Origin of the sequence: Streptomyces sp. GMY02 (genome assembly GCF_019056675.1) — a bacterium.
Classification (GTDB): Bacteria; Actinomycetota; Actinomycetes; order Streptomycetales; family Streptomycetaceae; genus Streptomyces; species Streptomyces odonnellii.
Map to the genome: position 1 here is coordinate 245,772 of NZ_CP077658.1, position 17,722 is coordinate 263,493.

General features: G+C 70.2%; 9 protein-coding genes and 2 pseudogenes. 5 read left to right on the forward strand and 6 right to left on the reverse strand.

Features of this window, described 5'->3' with window-relative positions; genetic code table 11:
• Positions 1 to 127: 127 nt before the first annotated feature.
• Positions 128 to 1,683: pseudogene (locus tag KQY30_RS36020) on the forward strand (CAP domain-containing protein).
• A gap of 57 nt (positions 1,684 to 1,740) precedes the next feature.
• Here KQY30_RS36020 and KQY30_RS01015 read toward each other — a convergent pair.
• From KQY30_RS01015 to KQY30_RS01035, 5 genes are all read right to left on the reverse strand, one after another.
• Entirely contained in the window at positions 1,741 to 2,502 is a 762-nt protein-coding gene (locus KQY30_RS01015) for a DUF4232 domain-containing protein (protein ID WP_217305114.1), read from the reverse strand.
• A gap of 84 nt (positions 2,503 to 2,586) precedes the next feature.
• The gene (locus KQY30_RS01020; protein WP_254407507.1) at positions 2,587 to 3,801 is read right to left on the reverse strand and encodes a glycosyltransferase 87 family protein; all 1,215 of its coding nucleotides are present in this window, start codon (positions 3,799 to 3,801) and stop codon (positions 2,587 to 2,589) included.
• Positions 3,802 to 3,845: 44 nt separating this feature from the next.
• Positions 3,846 to 5,273 (reverse strand): polyprenol phosphomannose-dependent alpha 1,6 mannosyltransferase MptB, encoded by a 1,428-nt coding sequence (gene mptB, locus KQY30_RS01025; protein ID WP_217305116.1) that lies wholly within the window; start codon positions 5,271 to 5,273, stop codon positions 3,846 to 3,848.
• 224 nt (positions 5,274 to 5,497) lie between these two features.
• Positions 5,498 to 8,230, reverse strand: coding sequence for a ThuA domain-containing protein (locus KQY30_RS01030; protein ID WP_217310654.1), 2,733 nt, complete (start codon positions 8,228 to 8,230; stop codon positions 5,498 to 5,500).
• A gap of 20 nt (positions 8,231 to 8,250) precedes the next feature.
• On the reverse strand, positions 8,251 to 11,142 hold the full coding sequence (locus KQY30_RS01035) for a carbohydrate-binding protein (RefSeq protein ID WP_217305117.1): 2,892 nt from the start codon (positions 11,140 to 11,142) through the stop codon (positions 8,251 to 8,253).
• A gap of 388 nt (positions 11,143 to 11,530) precedes the next feature.
• On the opposite strand from KQY30_RS01035, the gene KQY30_RS01040 reads away from it, so the two are divergent.
• Positions 11,531 to 12,676, forward strand: coding sequence for an inorganic phosphate transporter (locus KQY30_RS01040; RefSeq protein WP_217305118.1), 1,146 nt, complete (start codon positions 11,531 to 11,533; stop codon positions 12,674 to 12,676).
• Between the two features lie 14 nt (positions 12,677 to 12,690).
• The gene (locus KQY30_RS01045; protein ID WP_217305119.1) at positions 12,691 to 12,951 is read left to right on the forward strand and encodes a hypothetical protein; all 261 of its coding nucleotides are present in this window, start codon (positions 12,691 to 12,693) and stop codon (positions 12,949 to 12,951) included.
• A 19-nt stretch (positions 12,952 to 12,970) separates the two neighbouring features.
• On the opposite strand, the gene KQY30_RS01050 is transcribed toward KQY30_RS01045, so the two are convergent.
• On the reverse strand, positions 12,971 to 14,548 hold the full coding sequence (locus KQY30_RS01050) for a PstS family phosphate ABC transporter substrate-binding protein (protein ID WP_217305120.1): 1,578 nt from the start codon (positions 14,546 to 14,548) through the stop codon (positions 12,971 to 12,973).
• Between the two features lie 251 nt (positions 14,549 to 14,799).
• On the opposite strand from KQY30_RS01050, the pseudogene KQY30_RS01055 reads away from it, so the two are divergent.
• Both KQY30_RS01055 and KQY30_RS01060 read left to right on the forward strand, forming a co-directional pair.
• Positions 14,800 to 15,846: pseudogene (locus KQY30_RS01055) on the forward strand (hydrogenase expression protein HypE); the annotation flags it as partial.
• A gap of 72 nt (positions 15,847 to 15,918) precedes the next feature.
• Positions 15,919 to 17,703, forward strand: coding sequence for a nickel-dependent hydrogenase large subunit (locus tag KQY30_RS01060; RefSeq protein WP_217310655.1), 1,785 nt, complete (start codon positions 15,919 to 15,921; stop codon positions 17,701 to 17,703).
• Positions 17,704 to 17,722: the final 19 nt, after the last annotated feature.

A 17,722-nucleotide genomic window follows, 5' to 3' on the forward strand; every position in this document is an offset into this window, starting at 1 on the left:
TCCGGGCCGGAACCCGGCGGGACCGCGCGGGCCCGGGCCGGTTCCGGCCCGGGTCGGAACCGGGACGGCCGTTCCGGACGTTTCTCCAGAGGACGGAGTACGGAACGGAACAGATCGGGCGGTGGCGATGGCCGAGTTGGTCCCCGGAGGGAATCTGCCCCTGCCCGACACGGCGCTGACGGCCGAGGTGCCGGGGCCCTTCGATCTGTCGCTCCTCATCACGGACGACAGCGGAAAGGTCGGCGGGGACGGCGACTTCGTCTTCTACAACCAGCCGTCCGCTCCCGGTGTCCGGCTGTACGAAGGCCGGGCCGAGCTGGACCCGCGCCGGCTGCGGCCGGGAGCGACCCGTGTCACCGTGGTCGTCAGCCCGGCCGATCCGGGCACCTCGCTGGGCCGCCTGCCGCTGCCGGTACTGACGGTACAAGGGGGCCGCGGGCGGACCGTGCTGGCCCGCTTCACGCCCGCGCGCCCGGCACACGAGACGGTCCTGCTCCTGGCGGAGATCTACCGCCGCGGCGCCGGCTGGAAGCTGCGCGCGCTGGGGCAGGGGTACGCGGACGGGCTGGCCGGAATCGCCCGCGACTTCGGTGTGGAGGTGATCGAGGAGCCCCCGCTCCGGCGACGCCCACGACCGCCGGAGGCACCGGCCGGGCAGGCGTCGCAGGTGGACGCGGCGCATCCGGACCACCGGGCCGGTCCGGTGCGACCGGTCCGTCCAACGAGCCCGGCGCTCCTGGCAGGGCCGGCATACGCGGCCTCCTGGGCGGGCTCGGCGCGTCCGGCCGGATCGGCCCGTTCGGCGGGCGTGGACCGTCGGGTCCGCCGGGCCGGTCCGGCGGACCAGGAGCATCCGGCCCGTCCGGTACGTCCGGCCTCGCCGGAGTGTCCGGCGCGCCCGGCGGGTCCGGGGAGTTCGGCGAGCTGATCCGGGAGGTGCGGCTGCGGGCCGGACTGCCCGCCGTCGTGCTGGACCGGCGCCTCTCCGGTGCCGCCCAGGCACACGCCGCGGTGATGGCCGGGCAGCGGCGGCTCGGGGCCGAGGGCGCGGACGGGGTGTCCGTGTTCCAGCGGGTCACCGCGGCCGGCTACCGCTATGTCCGGATCGATCAGCACCTTGTCTCCGGGCCCCGTACGCCCGGCGAGTTCGTGGAGTACTGCCTCAGCGGTGAGCGGACGCGTGAGGCGCTGTACGATCCGGCGCTCACCGAGGCCGGTGTCGGGCAGGCCGTCGACCGCCGCTCGGGCGATGTCTACTGGACGGCGCTGTGGGCGTGCCCCTTCACCTCGGACAGGCTCCTGCGGACCGCCGCCGAGGTCGTCGCCCTCACCAACGCGGAGCGGACCGCCGCCGGGCTCCGGCCACTCGCCGACGACCGGCGGCTCGCGTCGGCCGCGCAGGCCTACAGCACCGACATGGCCGCGCGCGCCTTCTATGCGCACACCTCGCCCGAAGGGCTGGAGCCCTGGGACCGCGCCGCCGCCGCGGGCGCCACCCACCGGGGCATCGGCGAGAACATCGCCTGCGGCCAGCGGAGCCCGCGCGAGGTGGTCCGGGGCTGGATGAACAGTCCGGGCCACCGGGCCAATATCCTCAAACCGGACTTCACCCATATCGGCATCGGCTTCGCGGGCGGCGGTCCGGCCGGCACCTACTGGACACAGCTCTTCGGCCAGGCCTGACCGTTACCGCGCCGCCACCACACCGCCACCCGCGCGAGCTTCGCGCCCGAGCCGTCATCAGCCCGGCCGCACCGCCGTGGTCGTGAAGGTGCCGCCGCAGACGACCGGCAATTCGGTACGGAGCGTCATGGCGTCCCTGGAACCCGGCGGATAGATCCGCAGCAGGGCGGGCGCGGGCCAGCAGGACGTCCCGTCGATGCCCTTGTTCAGGGTGTGCAGGGTGACATCCGCGCTGCCGCCCGGCCCGAGCCGTACCGCGGGAAGCCGCTCACCCTCGCGGGTGGCGGGGCGGCCGATCATGGCACCGTCGCCCGCGAGGAGAGAGACACCCGGAAAGCCCAGCAGGACGCAGGCGTCCCGCCCCTTGTTGATGAGCCGCAGGTCGTAGCGGATATTGCCCGCGCCCGCGTCCGGCGCGCTCAGGCTCAGCCCGAGCCGGTCCGCGGTGCACCGTGACGCGGACAGCGCCGAAGGAGCGGACGAGGCGGAGGTGACCGGAGAAGAGGCGGGGGCCGGAGGCACCGGCCGGTCCGAGACCGTGGGCACCGAGTCCGTGGGCCCCGGGGGCATGGACGCCGGAGGCGTGCTCGGTGCCGCCGATGTCACCTCCGTACCGCCGCTCTCCGGCACGGTTCCCGCACCGGACGCCCCGGAGCCGGAGACCGTGTCCGCTCCCCCGCCGCACGCCGCCGCACCGAAGCCCAGCGCCATCACCGCGACCGCCACCGCCGCCCCGCGCGCCGCTCTGCGGGCCCGTACCGGCCGTCTCCCCGCGGCCTCACCGGCCGGTGTCCTGGAGCCATGAAAGAGATCGGACATACGAACCACCTGCCCATCGACGACGCACGGGTTCCCGCCGTACGTATACCCGGAAAGGCGGCACCGGCGACGCCACGCCCCGGCCTATCTGGCGGCGCCCGCCCCGCCCGTGAGCCCTTCGCTCACCTCTCCCGGGTTCAGGGGCGCCTCGGCGGCCAGGGGTGTCGTCTCCGGCAGCGGCCGGCTGTGCGGCCAGGGGCGTACGAGCAGCAGGCCGAGGGTGATCCAGACATAGGTGTTGGCGCCGAGGAAGGCGCCCACACCGGTCGAGTCCCAGCGCCAGAGCCACACCACGCTGCTGCACAGGATCACGTACAGCACCGCGCACACCGCCAACAGCGCCCGGCGCTCGCGCTGTTCGCGGCGCAGGGCACTGTCCGTCAGAACGATGAGCGCCGGGATCACCCAGACCAGGTGGTGGACCCAGGTCACCGGGCTGACCAGGCAGGCGGCGAGGGCGGTCAGGGCGAATCCGGCCCGGTCGTCGCCGTCGCGGACGGCGGCGCGTGCACGGTACGCCCAGAGCGCGAGGACGGCGAGGACACAGGCGAGCCAGAGCGCCCGGCTGGGGTGGTCGGGCTGGAGACGGGCGAGGACGCCTTGCAGGGACTGGTTGGAGACATAGCTGAGCGAGCCGACGCGGTCGGTGTTCCAGAGGGCGTCGGTCCAGAAGGTACGGGTGGCGCCGGGATCGATCAGGGCGGCGAGCAGGGTCGCACCGCATGCCGTGCCCACCGCGGTGGCGGCCTGCCGTCTTCGGCCGGTGATCAGCAGATAGAGGATGAAGAGGGCGGGGGTCAGCTTGATCGCGGAGGCGAGGCCGATGCCGATGCCCGCGTACCGACCGCGTCCGGTGGCCAGCAGCCGGGCATCGGCGAAGACCAGGGCGACGAGCAGCAGGTTCACCTGGCCGAAGCTGAAGGTGTCACGGACCGGTTCGAGCAGCGCGAACATACAGCCGGCCACGACGAAGGCGAACCACCGTACGGAGCAGACGCGCTGGATGAGCGGGCCCACGAGCCAGTGCAGCAGCAGCACCGACGCCACCACGCTCAGTGTGACGCTGATGCCGACGGCCACCGGCCAGGAGACCAGGGCCATGGGCAGCATGGACACGGCGGCGAACGGCGGGTAGGTGAAGCCGTAGTGGGTACCGGGCACGAGGTAGTCGTAGATCCGGCCCTCGTGATGGACCCACTCGCCGACCGTGCCGTAGTAGACACCGACGTCGAAGAAGTCCCGGTGCAGCGGGACGGTCGCGAGAAAGACGGCGGTGGCCACGACGAGGCACACGGCCATGGTGATCCGCCCGGCGGGACTCGCCAGGGCACGGCGCGGCCCTCTCATGAGGCGGCCTGCGTACGCGAGGGCACACCGCCGGGCGCGGACATCTCGAACATCCACCAGAGCGCGAGCAGCGCGAGCGCGCCGCCGCCCACGGCGAGTGTCAACTGCATGCCGTCCGGCGGATATCCACTGGGCAGCAGACCCAGGGCGAGGACTCCGCTGCCGCCCGCGGCCCAGCGCCGTACCCGTCCGTCCGGTGCCGCGGCGGCGATCAGGAACAGGCCCCAGATCGCGTACCACGGACGGAACGCCGGGCCCAGCACGAAGAGCGCGAGCAGGGAGAGGGCCAGGGCGTAGACCGGTCCCAGACGGACCCGGCGCAGCCACAGGACCCCGATGGCGACAGCGGTGGCCAAGAGGCCCAGCCACCGCCACGCCGGTACGGCCAGATCGGCGAAGCCGCTGCCCGCGGAGTCCAGCAGGGCACCGCTGAGCCGGCCCAGTCCGCTGGTCAGTGACCAGTTGTCGGGTGATACGGGGGTGCTCAGCGCGGTGAGCCAGCCGTAGCCGGTACCGGTCACGGCGGTCACGGCCGCTGTGGTGGCGAGGGCGATGGCACCGGTCAGCGCGGCGGCTCTGAGCATACGGGCGCGTCCGGTGAAGTGGCCGGACCACAGGACCACGACCGCGAGCAGGCCGAGCGCCGCGGGCGCCTTGACCAGGGCGCCGAGGGAGACGAGGAACGCCGCTCTGGCGGGCCAGCCGCCCAGCGCCGCCACGAGTCCGGCGCCGAGCAGCCCCAGCATGAGCGCGTCGTTGTGGGCGCCCGCGACGAGATGGAGCAGTACGAGCGGGTTGAGCGCGCCGAGCCAGAGCGCGGCGGAGCGCTCCACCCCGCAGCGGTCGGCGAGCAGCGGCAGGAAGGCGATCATCAGTCCGACGCCGAGCAGGGCGACCAGCCGCATACCGAGAATCCCGGCGGACATGTCGACATGGGCGAGGTCGGCGGCCTTGGCCGCGGCGGCGAGGAACACCGGGCCGTAGGGCGCCGGGGTGTTCTGCCAGACGGGGGCCACCTCGGTGGCGAGCGGGCCGCCGAGCTGCGCGGGCCCGTGGGTGTAGACGTCGATGCGCGCGTCGACCATGGCTCCCTGCGCGAGATAGCTGTAGACGTCCCGGCTGAACAGGGGCGGTCCGAGCACCAGGGGTGCCGCCCAGGTGGCGAGGGTCAGCAGCAGGGAACGCGGTGAGGGGGGCCGGGGGCCGCGTACCGCGCGGCCGAGCCACCACCAGGCCGCTATCAGCAGGACGAGCCCGAAGTACGCGCAGAGCACGCCGAGTGCGGCGCGGCCGGAGGTGGGCAGCAGGGCCTCGCGTACCGGCAGGGCGCCCGCGGTCAGGCCGCCCACGGTGAGCGCTGCGGAACCCGCGAGCCCCAGCGTCCGGCATCGGTTCGGGTCCACATCCGCGTTCAGGGCGAGCATCTGTGGAGGCTTGCAGGAGGTGGTGGCCGGAAGGCGACGCCCCCGCCACCGGCCGGTGGCCTACGCATAGCCACCGCCTTAAGTCCGTACGGAAGAGGCGTCCGGGAGGTTTGGATCGGCGGGGACGGGCGGGAACAGGGATGAGAACGGGGATGGGCCCCGGGGTCGCCGGGGCCCATCTCACTGCGTGGGTCTGTCACTTGGTGTCAGGCATCCTTCGCGCGTCAGCGCACTCGCCGTGCTTCGAACTGGTTCACCCAGTACTTCGTACGGTCGAGATAGGCGTTCTCGGCGTCGGCGCCGGTCCTGCCGTACGCGCCCGAGAAGGTCTGGTAGCCGAAGCCGCCGGGCGGTGCGGACGAGGCCGGCTCGATGGAGCTGCCCTCGTGCCACTCGTTGAAGGAGGTGACGGAGACCCAGGAGGGCGATCCGCCGATGGCGGGGTCGAGCGCGTTGTTCCACTCCTTGTCGTACGTGGCGCCGTTGGCCCTGCCGAGGGTGGGGGTGGTGTTGCCCGGTACCGCGCGGTCGTCGATGTAGCCGGGGGCGACGGAGGGGGCCCAGATCAGTCCGTTCGCGCGCGCGTAGTCTCCGGCCTGCTTCCAGCCGGGGGCCGTGGCGCCCGCGATGCCGTCATAGGTGTAGAGCCCGGAGAAGTGCGCGATCTTGCTGGTGTCGGTGGTCTGTGCCAGGACCGAGTTGGTCCGGGTGACCTGGTCGAGCGCCGCCCAGTCCGTGATCCTCAGGCTCTCGAAGATGTAGAACGCGGGGCGGCTGTTGTGTTCGGCGTCGCGGTAGTAGGCGGGGTGGCTGCCGTAAGTGGCGTTCAGGTACTGGATGTCGGACACCACCGAGGCCGCGGTGCGGCCCGAGTAGGGTTCGATGTGCCAGGCCACCTTGATGCCTTCGCGCTGGGCCGCGTCGAGAACTCCCCTGGCGAGGGTGTCCTCGTAACCGCCCCTGCCCCACCAGCTGTAGACGATCACGCCGGCGCCGGACTGCTTGACCCACTTCATGTGCTGGGCGACGGCCCCGGTGTAGTCACCGGAGTCGTACGCTCCCAGCTTCGGGTAGAGGTCGGCGCCGATGTCCTGCGGCGGGGTGCGGCCGCCCTGCTGCCAGTGGCGGTAGCTGCCGTATTTGGCGGGGCTGCCGTACCACGGGTAGTAGAAGAGATGGACGTTGTTCGACAGGGCGGCGGCTTTCGCCGGGGCATCTAACGCCGCCGGCCTGTCCAGCGTGAAGGTGTCGACGTCGAACAGGGAGCCCGCCCCACCGGTGAAGGTGAGGAAGACCGGTCCGGTGGGTGAGCCGGTCAGCGGGGTGGAGACGGTTCTGAAGTTCTCCCAGCCGCCCGTGTTCGGAATGGTCACCGAGCCGAGCACCGCCCCGGTGGCCGAGCCGGACCGCACCTGGAGGGTGCCGCCCGCGCCGCCGGAGGAAACCCTCGCGGTGAAGGTGGTGGCGCCGTTGAGGGGCGCCTGGGAGTAACCGGCCCAGTCGCCGTTCTCGATGTAGCCGAGGGTCCTGCCGCCGCTGGCCGAGGCGTGGTCGGCGGGCTGGACACCGGCGGACGAGGTGTACGCCTCACCCTCGTAGGTCGACGGGCCCGGGTTGGGGTTGCCGCCGCCCAGCTCCTTGATCCGGATGTTGCGGAAGGACACATCGTCGCCGGTGCCGTGGTTCTGGATGCCGATGTATCCCTGCTGGAGGGAGCGCACCGGGTCGGTGTTGGTGAAGTCGTTGATCTTCACACCGTTGAGGAAGACCTGGAGCCGCTCCCCCTCCACCCGGATCTCGTACGTGTTCCACGCCCCCGGCGGGTTGAGCGCGCCGTCCCGGGCCGCGATGTCCGCCGACTTGAATCCGTAGATCGAGCCGGTGGTCTTGTCCGAGGTGTCGGTGGCGTCGATCTGGATCTCGTACCCCTGGTTCACCGCCGAGTTGGGGTCGGTGGACGAGGGGAAGCCCACGAACACACCGGAGTTGTCGTCCCCGGGCATCCGCCAGTCCAGCTTCAGGGAGTACGACTTGAACTCCTTGGCCTGGTACCAGTACAGCCCCATGCCGCCCGTGGAGGTGAGGGTGGCGTCGGTGTTGGTGAAGCTGCCGGGGCCCGCCTGCGACCAGCCGGTGGTGGAGCCGTTGTAGAGCGGGGTGTAGCCGGTCTCCGCGCGGCAGTCGGCCTTGGCGAAGCCGGCCGCGTAGCGGATGCCGCCGAGCAGCAGGGAGCGGAAGGCGGGGTCGGCGTACGACTCGGTGGTGTGCCCGAGCCCGGTGTAGAAGGACCGGCCGTTGCCCTGCGGGTGGCACCAGGTGATGGGGTGGTCACCGCTCATCTCCCCGCCGTTGTAGCTGCTTTCGTCCAGGCTCTGGAGCACATGGACGTTGGCACGGGGGTTGGTGCGGTAGTTGTACCACTCGTCGGAGCGCGACCAGGTCTGGCCGAGGTGCGAGGTGGCCGCGTGGGTGCGGTCCTCGGTCTTCAGCGTGGCCTGCTGGATCGCCGGGTGGCTCTTGAACCAGGCGCCGACGATTCCCTCGTACTGCGGCCAGCCGTACTCGGTGTCGGCCGCGGCGTGCACCCCGACATAGCCGCCGCCACCGTCGAGGTACGACTGGAGCGCCGACTGCTGAGCGTCGTTGAGCACGTCGCCGGTGGTGCTGAGGAACACCACCGTCTTGAACTGGGCCAGATTGGCTGTGGTGAAGGCCGCGCTGTCCTCGGTGGCCGTGACCGTGAAGTTGTTGGCCGCGCCGAGGTCACGGATGGCCTGGGTACCGGCCGGGATGGAGTCGTGCCGGAAGCCGGCCGTCTTGGAGAAGACGAGGACCTTGTAGGCCGGGTCGGCGGCCTGCGCGGTCACCGCCGGTGTCAGGAACGCTCCCACGAGTGCGAGCGCGACCACGAAGGCCGAGGCAGCGGCCGACGGGAGCCGGCGTAGCTGACGAAACATCATTGTCCCTTTCCCGCTCGTCACTTGGTGAGGGTGAGGGTGTCGATGTCGAACAGGGAGCCGGCGCCGCCGGTGAAGCTGAGGAACAGCGCTCCCGAACTGGTGGTACCGGTCAGGGCCGTGGAGACATTGGTGAAGGTCTCCCAGCCGCCCGTCACCGGTACGGCGACCGAGCCGAGCAGTGGTCCGGTGGCTGAGCCGGAGCGGACCTGGATGGTGCCGCCGGCCCCGGCCGAGGAGACCTTCGCGCTGAAGGTCTTGGTCCCGGCGGTGGGGACGGAGGCGTAGCCCGCCCAGTCACCGTTCTCGATGTAGCCGAGCGTCTTGCCGCCGCTGGCCGCGGCGTGGTCGGCGGCCTGGACGCCCAGGGACGAGGTGAACGACTCGCCCTCCACGGTCTGCCCGGAGGGGGTGGTGCCGGTGGCGAAGGTGAAGGCGTCGACGTCGAAGAGGTTGCCCTGGCCCGTGGGACCCTTGAAGACCAGGAACAGTTCCGTGGACGCGGCCGGGGCGTTGGTCAGCGTGGCCGAGACATCGGTGAAGGTCTCCCAGCCACCGGTCGGCGCCACGGTGGCCGTGCCGAGCAGGGTGCCGGTGGCCGAGCCCGCCCGTACCTCGATGGTGCCGCCGACGCCGCCGGAGGAGACGCGGGCGGTGAACCTGTTGGCGTTGCCGAGCGCGTAGGGCTTGAAGGAGATCCAGTCGCCGTTGTCGGTGAAGCCGACCGTGGCGCCGCCCTCGGCGTTGCCGTGCGCGGCGACCTGGATGCCGTTCTGGGCGCTGAAGTGCTCACCCTGCCGGTGGCGGGGCTGGAGGACACGGACACTGTGCGAGGTCAGGCCGGCGCCGTCGGTGTACTCGGCGTCGAAGACCCCGTAGATGTTGGCGGCGGTGTCGTGCTCGCCGTCGGTCGGGATCGCGATCGTGCCGGTGCAGCCGTTCTTCGAGGTGATCGCGTGCCGGTGCTCGTCATGGCCGAGGAGGTAGGTCACCTTGACCTTGGTGCAGTCGATGGTGCCGTCCTCGGGGTCGCTGACGCTGACCGTGAAGGGCACGGTGTCACCGAAGGTGAACAGTTCACCGTCCTTGGGCCCGGTGAGATTGACGGTGGGCGCGGTGTTGCCCGCCGTCACCACCAGGCTCGCGGTGCCGGTCAGCCCCTCGGGGTCCCTGACGGTGAGGGTCGGCTGGTAGGTGCCCGCGGTGGTGTACGTCTTGGTCGGGTTGGCGGCGGTGGAGGTGGTGCCGTCGCCGAAGTTCCAGGAGTACGTCAGCGCCTTGCCCTCGGGGTCGGAGCTGCCCGCCGAGGAGAACTGGACGGTGAGCGGGACGGCTCCCGAGGTCTTGTCGGCGGCCGCGACGGCGACCGGGTTGCGGTTGCTGCCGCCGATGTACTCGATCCGGTACAGCGCCTGGTTGTTGGCGCCGGTTCCGTAGTCGAGGACGTACAGCGCGCCGTCCGGACCGAAGGCCTGGTCCATGACCTGGGTACCCGTCCACGGGAAGCTCTCGATGACACCGGGGGTGCCGTCGGCCTTCACCTCGATGGGCTTGATCCACTTCCGGCCGTACTCGGCGGCGAAGAAGTAACCGTTGAGCGACTGCGGGAACTTCACACTGGAGTTGAGGTTCGGGTCGTAGCGGTAGACCGGTCCGCCCATGGGCGACTCGGAGCCGCCGCCGAACTCGGGCGGGGAGCCGGCGTCACCGCCGTACTTGATCCAGGACGGCTTGGCCGCGGGCAGCGTGGCCTGACCGGTGTTGCGGAAGGAGTTGTTGGCCGGGCCGCCGGCGCAGTTGTACTTCGCTCCGGAGGGACCGTTCGGGAAGGTGTACTCACCGTAGGTCTCGGCGGCGGTGTTCGTACCGGTGCAGTACGGCCAGCCGTAGTTGCCCGGCGCGGTGATGCGGTTGAACTCGACCTGGCCGCTGGGGCCGCGCCCGCCGCCGTCGGTGCCTCCGGCGTCGGGGCCGTAGTCACCGAGGTAGACGATGCCGGTGGCCTTGTCGACGGACATCCGGAAGGGGTTGCGGAAGCCCATCGCGTAGATCTCGGGCCGGGTGTTGGCCGTACCGGGGGCGAACAGGTTCCCGGCCGGGACGGTGTAGCCGCCGGCGGCCGTGGGCTTGATCCTGAGGACCTTGCCGCGCAGGTCGTTGGTGTTGCCCGAGGAGCGCTGGGCGTCGAACTGCGGGTTCCGGTCGGTCCGTTCGTCGATCGGCGCGTAGCCGGCCGACTCGAACGGGTTGGTGTCGTCGCCGGTGGTCAGATACAGGTTCCCGGCGGCGTCGAAGTCGATGTCACCGCCGACGTGGCAGCACTGGCCGCGGTCGTTGGGCACTTCGAGGACGACCTTCTCGCTCGTCATGTCGAGGGTGCCGTCGGTCTTCAGGGTGAACCGGGAGAGGTTGAGGTGGCCCTTCCACGGCTCGAAGGAGGCCGCGCTGCCGGTGACGGGCGCGTCGCCGCCGGGGGTGTTCAGCTTGGGCGAGTAGTACAGGTAGAGGTAGCGGTTCGTGGCGAAGCCGGGGTCGGCGGCTATGCCCTGGAGCCCTTCCTCGTCATGCGTGTAGACGTCCAGCTTGCCGGCCGTCTTGGTGTTGCCGGCGGCGTCCGTGAACCGGACCGTGCCGTCGCGGGCGGTGTGGACGACGGCTCGGTCGGGGAGCACCGCGAGCGACATCGCTTCGCCCAGTTCGGAGCCGCCCAGGGCGAGTTGTACTTGCTGGTAGTCGCCCGGCGGAATGACCGCGGGCGCGGCGGGGGCCGCGACGGCTGCCGGGACACCGGCTGCCGGCACCGCGACGGCGCCGCCGCCGACGATCAGTGCCAACGCGGTGAGCCATCGTGACCAGAGGCGTCGTCTCGGCCTCTGCCCAGACAGTCGTGAAAGTTCTGATGGTCCTGACATGGAGCATCCTTCCTGACCTTGCGGGGGTTTTGAGTCAGGCGTGAGCGCACGACAGCGGCTGCCGTGTCACTCGTGGAAGAACCTGCGCCCGGGTGATGTCCCGTCACCTGGGCAACAGCCATACCGGTCTGGCGGAACGGATTCGATGCGGCGTCAACGTAATTGCGAGATCTCGGTGGAGTTTTTGCAGCCTGGCAACGGGATCTTAATTTGTCAAGGCAATGTCAAAATCCCGGAACCGGCCACCGGCGCGCCCCGCACCGCACACCGTGCGCACGTCGTGAAGACGTCGTGAAGTGGCTGATCCACTCATCCGTTGGAAGGAAGCACCCGGTGTCCTCACGGCGCCTGTCGGCGGGGTACCCGCCGACAGGCTTGTATGAGGCGAATGGACCACATCACGTTTCTTGTGGGAGTGGTGATCCTTACCGCTCTGGCGTTCGACTTCACCAACGGGTTCCACGACACCGCCAACGCCATGGCGACCTCGATCGCCACCGGGGCCCTGCGCCCCAAGGTCGCGGTCCTGATCAGCGGGGTACTCAATCTCGCGGGCGCGTTCCTCTCCACCGAGGTCGCCAGAACGATCTCCGGCGGCATCGTGAACGACAGTCTGGTCACCCCGGGCATGGTCTTCGCCGGGCTGATCGGCGCGACCCTGTGGAATCTGGCGACGTGGCTGATGGGGCTTCCGTCCAGCTCCTCGCACGCCCTCTTCGGGGGGCTGATCGGTGCCGTCTGGGTGGGGGCGGGACGGCACGGTGTGCACTTCGACGTGGTCCTCGAAAAGATCGTCCTGCCGGCCGTCGCGTCACCGCTGGTCGCCGGTCTGGCCGCGCTCCTCGCGACGTATCTCGCCTACCGGATCACCACCCGGGGCCGGGAGGACTCCGTCAACCGGGGCTTCCGGCTCGGGCAGGTCGTCTCCGCCTCGCTGGTCTCCCTCGCGCACGGCACCAATGACGCGCAGAAGACGATGGGCGTCATCACCCTCACCCTGATCTCCGCGGGCGCGCTCGCGCCCGACGCGGGCCCCCCGCTGTGGGTGATCATCTCCGCCGGTCTGGCCATCGCCCTGGGAACATACCTCGGCGGCTGGCGCATCATCAGGACCATGGGCAAGGGCCTCACCGACATCCGCCCCCCGCAGGGCGCCACCGCCGAGTCGTCCGCCACGACCGTGATCCTGACCTCGGCCCATCTCGGCTTCGCGCTCTCCACCACCCAGGTCTGCTCCGGCGCCATCCTCGGCGCGGGTCTCGGCCGGCGGCTGGCGGAGGTGCGCTGGGGAATCGCCGCGCGGATGGCCATCGGCTGGTGCGTCACCCTCCCCGCCGCGGCGGCCGTGGGCGCGCTCGCCGCCGTCATGGTCGTATACGGCGGAACCATCGGCACCGTCGTGGTGGCCCTGGCCGCCGCTGCCGTGGCGACCTTCATCGTGATCGTCTCCCGCCGCCACCCGGTGAACGCGGGCAATGTCAACGACGAGCGCACCGTCAGGGTCCGCTCCAGTGCCGCGAAGGCGAACGTATGAGGAGCGGGAGCCGAATGGCTCTGGACTGGAGCGGCCTGGGCGAAGTGGCCCTGGTCAGCGTAGGCGCCACCGTGGGGGTCGTCTTCGTGTTCGCGCTGGGTGTGCGCCTCCTCTCGCACCGGGACGAGGACGAGGAGCCCGACGGCCGCCCGAGGCTGGGCGGGGGCCGCCGCCGTCCCTCGGCGCCGGCGCGAGCCGTCGCCGGGCTGTGCTTCCTCGCCTGCGCGGCGGCCGTCGCGTACGGGCTGTACCTGATCATTCCGCAGTTCCACTGACCGGCCGGGGCCCGCCGCCTCACTGGGTCCGGTCGGCCGGTTCTGCCGGGTCCGGGGCGCAGATGGCCCCTGCTTCCGACATGGAGCAGGGCAGATGGCCGTGTTTGCGGACCACCTCCTGGCCGCCGCCGCGCAGCAGGTAGTTGAGGAAGCTGGAGACGAGGGAGCCGGTGGGCGGGGATCCGTAGGTGTACGCGTACTCGACGCCCCGGTAGGGATAGTCGCTGCCGGCGATGGTGTCCGGGTGGGGGATCCGTCCGTCCAGGCTCACGGTGTGCACCCCCTTCGCCGTGCTGCCGGAGCGCAGTTCCGTGTACCCGATGGCGCCCGGGGTGGCGGCGACCTTGGCGAGGACCCGGGCGGTGCTGTCGAGTTCGCAGCGGAAGACCTTGGCGGACGGGTCGATCTTCGTCTCGCAGTCGGGCGAGGAGTAGGCCTCCTCGATGTCCCCGCCGAGAACGGTGCGCTCGAAGATGTCACGGGTGCCGGAGCCCGATTTCCGGCTGGCGAGGACGATGGGCAGGTCGTAGTCCTCGGGGACCCCGCGCAGTTCGTTCCATCTCCGGACGTCTCCGCGGTAGATGGCCTTGACCTCATCGGTCGTCAGATCGCGCCGGGGCACACCGTCATGGACGACAAGGGTGTAGAGGGCGACTGCGACCTGGCTCGACTGCAGTCCGGTCTGCCGCTCGGTCCCGGGTACGTCGGAGAGCGCGATCAGCGCGGGCGAGCCGCCCTTCGCCGCCGCGCCGCGCTCGTCCAGTTCTTGGAGGCCCTCGCCGCTGCTGCGCGCCTCGACCCTGACGCGGGACCCGGCGCAGTCGTGTTCGTACTTCGCCGCCAGTTCATCGGCGACCGGTTTGAACGCGGTGGAGCCGGTGATGGTCAGCTCCCCTCGCTCGCACCCCATCGGTGGCCGGGTGTCGTCCCGTACGACGACGATGGAGGCGAGCGCGACCACGGAGACCGTGAGCAGGACGGTGATCAGCCGGGAGGCCCTGCTGAACAGGGGCGGTATGTCATCGGGCGTCGTACTGCGGTTGGGAAAGACCCCGCCGTCCCTGATGCCTCCGCTGACCCGGACGGGGTCACCGACCGTCCCGCCGGTGAGCAGGACGAGCAGCTTGAAGTGCACACCACGGTTGAGCGGCACGCGCGGCAGAAAGACGGTGTCGCGGGTGTAGCGCAGTCCGGCGGCCGGGGTGAAGTGGTCCAGCAGATGATCGGCGTTCAGGGGCGCGGTGACCGCGATTCCCTGGATGGTACGGGGGGTGAACTCGGCGGTCAGACCATGGAGTTCACGCCCGGTGTAGTCGTCGCCCGCGATGCTCTGGGAACCGTCGTTCTCGATCCGCAGCAGCACGAGGGTGGCGTCGGAGAGCTCGGAGAGCTGCGGATTCTCCTGGAAGAGACCGAGCCGTACGCCGGCCCTGCCGCTCCGCTCCGCGCTGCTCACCGGGGTGTCGAGCTGGACCCGGTACCCGATCCTCGTACGGCGCGGCACCCGGCGTTCGTACCAGAGCACCCCCAGTGAGGCCGCGATGCCCAGGACCGCGGTCACCACGGCGATGACATTTTCCGCGCTGAACCATTCCACGGTTGTACGCCCCCCGACGTTTCGAACGTGCGACCGACGAAGAATTGTCCGGTCACCGTACGGTCGTGTTGTACGCGGGGCCGCCCACTTCGCCGGGCCGTGTGCTGTTGTTCGCCGAAGGTTCAACAGGGCGCGCAAGGGCGCCGCCCCAGGGATTCATAAGGCCGTCCCGCACTTACGGAGTCCCGTCCGCGCCGGTTATCCAGGAAAGGAAGCGGAGAGAAACTCTTCCCCCGGCAGAGGAGGAGCCGATGGATACCGCCGCGCCAGTCACCGAGGACGGCCCCACGGTCCATATTCTCTGGATCAACGCGGGCCTGAGCTGCGACGGAGACTCCGTCTCGCTCACCGCGGCCAGTCAGCCCAGCATCGAGGAAATAGCCCTCGGCGCCCTGCCAGGACTGCCCAAAGTGGCCGTCCACTGGCCCCTGATCGATTTCGAATGCGGGCCCGTCCAGGGCGCGGACAATTTCATCGAGTGGTTCTTCAAGGCGGACCGCGGAGAGATCGAACCCTTTGTCCTGGTCATCGAGGGATCCATTCCCAATGAGGCGGTCAAGGAAGAGGGCTACTGGTGCGGATTCGGGGACGATCCCGAGACCGGCCAGCCCATCACCACCAGTGAGTGGATCGACCGGCTCGCACCGAAAGCACTGGCCGTCGTGGCCCTCGGAACCTGTGCGGCCTACGGCGGGATCCACGCCATGGCGGGCAATCCCACCGGGGCGATGGGCGTGCCCGACTATCTGGGCTGGGACTGGACGTCGGGCGCGGGCATTCCGATCGTCTGTGTCCCCGGCTGCCCGGTGCACCCGGACAACGCCTCGGAGAGCCTGCTCTACCTGCTCTACCAGGCCGCCGGGTCCGCGCCGATGATCCCGCTCGACGAACAGCTCCGCCCGGCCTGGCTGTTCGGCGCCACCGTCCACGAGGGATGCGACCGCGCCGGCTACTACGAGCAGGGCCAGTTCGCGACCGAGTACGACTCACCGCAGTGTCTGGTGAAGCTGGGCTGCTGGGGTCCCGTGGTCAAGTGCAATGTGCCCAAGCGGGGCTGGATCAACGGGGTCGGCGGCTGCCCCAATGTCGGCGGCATCTGTATCGCCTGCACGATGCCCGGATTCCCCGACAAGTTCATGCCGTTCATGGACGAACCACCCGGCAGTCATGTGTCCACCGGGGCCAGCGGTGCGTACGGCAAGGTCATCCGGCGCCTGCGCGGTGTCACGGCCAGGACCGTCGACAAGGAACCGAAGTGGCGCCGCAAGGGCGACAAGGTCCTGACCGGTTACCACCCCCGTGGTGAAGCGCCCGCCGGAACGGCGGAGCACGTTCGCGAGCCCCCAGTTGAGGAAGGTGGTGTGCGGTCCATGGCGCCGACGGCGAAGCAGACCGAGGACGGCAGCGGCCTGATGGAGATGTCCTGGGATCCGATCACCCGGATCGTGGGCAGCCTCGGTATCCACACGAAGATCGACTTCCGGCAGAAGCGGGTCGCCGAGTGCTACAGCACCTCGTCCGTCTTCCGGGGCTACAGCGTCTTCATGCGCGGCAAGGACCCGCGCGACGCGCACTTCATCACCAGCCGCATCTGCGGTATCTGCGGGGACAACCACGCGACCTGCTCGGTGTACACGCAGAACATGGCGTACGGCGTGAAGCCCCCGCACCTCGGTGAGTGGATCATGAATCTCGGCGAGGCGGCCGAGTACATGTTCGACCACAACATCTTCCAGGAGAATCTGGTCGGGGTGGACTACTGCGAGAAGATGGTCCGCGAGACCAATCCCGGTGTCCTGGAGCTGGCCGAGCGCACCGAGGCGCCCCACGCGGGCGACCACGGCTACCGCACCATCGCCGACATCATGCGCTCGCTCAATCCGCTGGAGGGCGAGTTCTACCGTGAGGCGCTGCATGTCAGCCGCTACACACGGGAGATGTTCTGCCTGATGGAGGGCCGCCATGTGCACCCCTCCACGCTCTACCCGGGCGGTGTCGGCACCATCGCCACCATCCAGCTCTTCACGGACTACCTCACCCGTCTGACGCGGTACGTGGAGTTCATGAAGCGCGTCGTCCCGCTCCACGACGACCTGTTCGACTTCTTCTACGAGGCGCTCCCCGGGTACGAGGAGGTCGGCCGGCGCCGGGTGCTGCTCGGCTGCTGGGGCGCCCTCAACGACCCCGAGCACTGCGACTTCACCTACGCCCGGATGTCCGGGTGGGGCCGGCACATGTTCGTCACCCCGGGCATCATCGTCGACGGCGAGCTGGTCACCAACGACCTCGTCGACATCAACCTCGGCATCCGGATCCTGCTGGGCAGCTCGTACTACGACGACTGGGAGGGGCAGGGGACCTTCGTCGACCACGACCCGCTCGGCAATCCCGTGGACCCGCGCCACCCCTGGAACCAGCACACCCTTCCGGCCCCGCAGAAGCGGGACTTCGCGGACAAATACAGTTGGGTGATGTCCCCGCGCTGGTTCGACGGCACGGACCATCTCGCGCTGGACACCGGCGGCGGTCCGCTCGCCCGGCTCTGGTCCACGGCCCTGTCCGGACTGGTCGACTTCGGCTATGTCCGGGCCACCGGGCACAGCGTCGAGATCAATCTGCCGCGCACCATGACGAAGCCCGAGACCCGCTTCGAGTGGCGCATCCCCCGGTGGAGCAACGCCCTGGAACGCAACCGCGCGCGGACCTACTTCCAGGCGTACGCGGCCGCCTGTGCCCTGCACTTCGCGGAGCGCGCGATGGAGGAGGTGCGCGCGGGCCGCACCCGGACCTGGGAGAGCTTCGAGGTGCCCGACGAGTCCATCGGTGTCGGATTCACCGAGGCGGTACGGGGTGTGCTCTCGCACCACATGGTCGTCAGGGACGGCAAGATCGCCAACTACCACCCGTACCCGCCCACTCCGTGGAACGCCAGTGTGCGCGACTCGTACGGCACACCGGGCCCGTACGAGGACGCGGTGCAGAACACCCCGATCTTCGAGGAGAACCCGCCGGACGCCTTCAAGGGCATCGACATCATGCGGACCGTGCGGAGCTTTGACCCCTGTCTGCCCTGCGGCGTCCATATGTACGTCGGCGGCGGCAGGACCGTACGGGAGACCCATATGCCCACCGGGCTCAGCGGGCTGGGGGGCTGACACGGGGATCACGGGGGGC